This is a genomic window from Streptomyces sp. NPDC056600 (assembly GCF_042792855.1).
In the GTDB taxonomy this organism is placed as follows: domain Bacteria; phylum Actinomycetota; class Actinomycetes; order Streptomycetales; family Streptomycetaceae; genus Streptomyces.
This window is the reverse complement of record NZ_JBHTVQ010000127.1, coordinates 1-3,720: the sequence shown is the minus strand read 5'-3', so window position 1 is coordinate 3,720 and position 3,720 is coordinate 1. Positions and strand designations below refer to the sequence as shown.

Sequence of the window (3,720 nt, the reverse complement as noted above, 5' to 3'; positions counted from 1 at the left end):
GGGGCGCTGGGGCGCGGGGGCCTCCCCGCGTACTGCCGGCCCCACCCCCGGGTCGGCGGGGTACCGCGGCCCGCCGGGCCGCCGCACCCAGGGGGTCGGGGCGGCCCGGCGTCGTCCGTCCGCGCTCCGGGTCGGACCCGGGGCACATCGTGCGTGTCAGGCGAGGTCGTGCGTGTCAGGCGAGCGCCAGCCACGCCACCGCGGCGACGACCGCCACGACGGCGACGATGCCGATGATCACGCCGATCCGGGGTCCCGCGGAGGCCGCCTGCTGCTGCTGACGCGCCTGCGGCGCCTCGTCGACGAACGCGCGGAACATCTGGGTGCTGCCGGCCGGGTCGTAATTGCCCTGGGGGCCCTGGGTGTTAGCCATGGCCAGGACCCTAGCGAATGGCGGGTGTCCCGCCCAAGTGCGGGCCGGAACCCGTGCCGAACCTGCCCGGAACCGCCCCGGAGCGTTCCCGGCGCATCCCCGCGGCGCCCGCACATCCCGCACGCGGCGCCCGCCCACCGCCCCCCGCAGCGCGCCCGGACCGGCTGCCCGAGCCCTGACCTGCACTCTTACCCAACCTTCACTTTCGCCAATACTTGCCTTTGCCAAGTTTTGATGTAGCCCACACCGTTTTCATTTGCCTACTGCAACCAACCTTCTTACGGTTGGTATACGCAACGATCGACGCGCGGCCCTGGGAGGCTCGATGGCCAGACAGGCGCAGTTCGAGGAGCTGCTGCGGCAGCTCAGCGCCGTCGGCGCCGTCAAGCGGGAACTGGGCCGACAGCTGCCGGCCGACTGCCCGCCCGGATCGGCCGGCGTACTGATCCTCCTGGACCGTCACGGGGACATGCGCCTGAGCCGGCTCGCGGAGCTGCTCGCGGTGGACATCTCCGTGTGCAGCCGGCACGTCTCGCACGTCGCCGACCTGGGATGGGTGCGACGACTGCCCGACCCGGACGACAAGCGCTCCCGCCTGCTGCGTCTCAGCGACGCGGGCCGGGACCGGCTGGCGGAGCTGTCGCAGCGTTCGACCGCGTTGCTCTCCGAACGGCTCGGGGACTGGAGCGACGAGGACGTCGCCCGCCTCACCGAGCTGATGACGCGCTTCCGGCAGAGCTTCGGCGACTGCCGTCGGAACACCTCGGCCGTGCACCAGCACGACCGTTCAGCACAGACCACCCAGTAGACAAAGGGAAACGTATGGCAACCACCACACCAGCTGGTGTGCGGGCCAACGCCGAGCACGGGGGAGGGACCTCCGGCGGCGTCCAGATGACGCACCGGCAGATCTTGGAAGCCCTGTCGGGCCTCATGCTCGGCATGTTCGTGGCGATGATCTCGTCCACGATCGTGAGCAACGCGATGCCCCGGATCATCGCGGACCTGGGCGGTGGGCAGTCCGCCTACACCTGGGTGATCACGGCCTCACTGCTGTCGATGACGGCGTCCACCCCGCTGTGGGGCAAGCTCGCCGACCTCTTCAGCAAGAAACTGCTGATCCAGATAGCCCTGATCATCTTCGTCGTGGCGTCCGCGGGCGCGGGCTTCTCCCAGAACCCCGAGACGCTGATCGTCTTCCGTGTCTTCCAGGGCATCGGCGGTGGCGGTCTGTCCGCCCTGTCCCAGGTCATCCTGGCCTCGATCATCGCTCCGCGTGAGCGCGGCAAGTACGCCGGCTACCTCGGCGCGGTGTTCGCTGTCGCAACCGTGGGTGGTCCGCTGCTGGGCGGCGTCATCACCGACACCGAGTCGCTGGGCTGGCGCTGGTGCTTCTACGTGGGCATCCCGTTCGCCGTGGTCGCCCTGATCGTCCTGCAGAAGACCCTGCGCATCCCGGTGGTCAAGCGGAAGGTCAAGGTCGACTGGCTGGGCGCCACCCTGGTGACCGCCGCGACCTGTCTGCTCCTGCTCTGGGTCACCTTCGCCGGTGACAAGTACGAGTGGAACTCCTGGCAGACCTACGCGATGGTGGGCGGCTCGGTCGCCCTCGCGCTGCTCTTCGTCCTCGTCGAGTCCAAGGTCTCCGAGCCGATCATCCCGCTGCGGATGTTCCGCAACCGCACCGTCGCGCTGGCCTCGCTCGCCTCGCTGTTCGTGGGCATCGGCATGTTCGCCGGCACCATCTTCTTCGCCCAGTACTTCCAGCTGGCGCGGGGCGAGTCGCCGACCATGTCCGGCGTGCTGACCATCCCGATGATCGGTGGCCTGTTCGTCTCCTCCACCGTCTCCGGCAACCTGATCACCCGCACCGGCAAGTGGAAGGTCTGGCTGGTCTCCGGCGGCTTCCTCCTCGCCGCGGGCCTCGGCCTGCTGGGCACCATCCGCTACGACACCCCGTACTGGCACGTCGCGATCTTCATGGCCGTGATGGGCGTCGGCGTCGGCATGATGATGCAGAACCTGCTGCTCGCGGCGCAGAACCAGGTCGCCCCCAGCGACCTCGGCGCGGCCAGCTCGGTGGCGAACTTCTTCCGCTCGCTGGGCGGCACGGTGGGCGTCTCCGCCTTCGGCGCCGTCCTGGGCAACCGGATCACCGACTACGTCAAGGACGGCGTCGCCGACCTGCCCCCGAGGTACGCCAAGGCGATGGGTTCGGCGTCCGCGAGCGACTCCATCCCGGACCTGTCCTCGCTGCCCGGCCCGGTCCGTGAGCTCATGGAGAGCGCCTACGGCCACGGCATCGCCGACATCTTCCTGCTCGCCGCCCCGATCGCCCTGGTCGCGTTCTTCCTGACGCTCTTCATCAAGGAAGTCCCGCTGAAGCGGCACTCGGCGCTCGACGAGACCTCCGGCGAGATCCCGGCCGACGAGGCCACCGCCGAGGTCCCGGCCACCGCCGGCCCGAAGCACGCCGCCCCGTCCACCGGGGCCGTCGCCGCCGCCACCGCCACCGCGGTGGCCGCCACGGCCACGGTCGAGCGCACCGGCCTCCCGGTGCACGGCCACGTCCGCAACGGCGAGGGCGCCCCGCTGCCGCACGCCGCGGTCACGCTGATCTCGCTCGAGGGACGCCAGCTCGGCCGGGCCATCGCCCAGGCCGACGGCGCCTACGCGGTGGACGTCCCCGGCGTCGGCTCGTACGTGCTGATCGCCTCGGCCGACGGCTTCCAGCCGCAGGCCTCCACGGTCACCGTGAACGGCGAGCCGCTGGCGTACGACATCCTGCTGAGCGGCACCAGCGGCCTGACCGGCGTCGTCCGCGCGGCGGCCACCGGTGAGCCGGTGGTGGGCGCCATGGTGATCGTCACCGACGTGCGGGGCGACCTGATCGCCACCGGCGCCACCGACGGGGCGGGCGAGTTCGCCTTCGCCGCGGTGGTCCCCGGCGACGTCACCGTCGCGGTCAACGCCGCCGGTTTCCGGCCCAGCGCCCTTCCGGTCCAGGTGGCCACCACCGGGGTCACCCGGGTGGAGGCCGTGCTGGAGGCGGGCTCGCAGCTCAAGGGTGTCGTGCGCTCGCCGTACGGCCCGCTGCCCGACGCCCGGGTCACGCTCCTGGACGCGGCCGGCAACGTGGTCTCCACCGCCACCACCGGTGAGGACGGCGTGTACGCCTTCGCCGACCTGGACGGCGGCGACTACACGGTGATCGCCACGGGCTACCCGCCGGTGGCCACCACCCTGGCCGTCCGGCAGGACGTCGAGGACCACGTCGTCGAGCTCTCCCACCCGGGCGAGTAGGCGACAGCGGCCGGTGGCAGGGCTCCCCGAGGGAGCCCTGCCAC

At 71.3% G+C, this 3,720-nt stretch carries 3 protein-coding genes; 2 read left to right on the top strand and 1 reads right to left on the bottom strand.

The genetic code is table 11. The features are described from left to right. Nucleotides 1–175 precede the first annotated feature (175 nt). Nucleotides 176–373: a hypothetical protein gene (locus ACFRAV_RS31245; RefSeq protein WP_382560968.1), complete on the bottom strand. Its 198-nt coding sequence runs from the start codon at nucleotides 371–373 to the stop codon at nucleotides 176–178. A 325-nt stretch (nucleotides 374–698) separates the two neighbouring features. Here ACFRAV_RS31245 and ACFRAV_RS31240 point away from each other — a divergent pair, with 325 nt between their 5' ends. Then, the gene (locus tag ACFRAV_RS31240; protein ID WP_382560965.1) at nucleotides 699–1,181 is read left to right on the top strand and encodes a MarR family winged helix-turn-helix transcriptional regulator; all 483 of its coding nucleotides are present in this window, start codon (nucleotides 699–701) and stop codon (nucleotides 1,179–1,181) included. 14 nt (nucleotides 1,182–1,195) lie between these two features. Then, on the top strand, nucleotides 1,196–3,676 hold the full coding sequence (locus ACFRAV_RS31235; protein ID WP_382560963.1) for an MFS transporter: 2,481 nt from the start codon (nucleotides 1,196–1,198) through the stop codon (nucleotides 3,674–3,676). Nucleotides 3,677–3,720: the final 44 nt, after the last annotated feature.

Excerpts from the sequence above, each read along its gene's own strand:
- ACFRAV_RS31240 (WP_382560965.1), top strand. The coding sequence starts at position 699 with ATGGCCAGACAGGCGCAGTTCGAGGAGCTGCTGCGGCAGCTCAGCGCC.
- ACFRAV_RS31245 (WP_382560968.1), bottom strand. The coding sequence starts at position 373 with ATGGCTAACACCCAGGGCCCCCAGGGCAATTACGACCCGGCCGGCAGC.
- ACFRAV_RS31235 (WP_382560963.1), top strand. The coding sequence starts at position 1,196 with ATGGCAACCACCACACCAGCTGGTGTGCGGGCCAACGCCGAGCACGGG.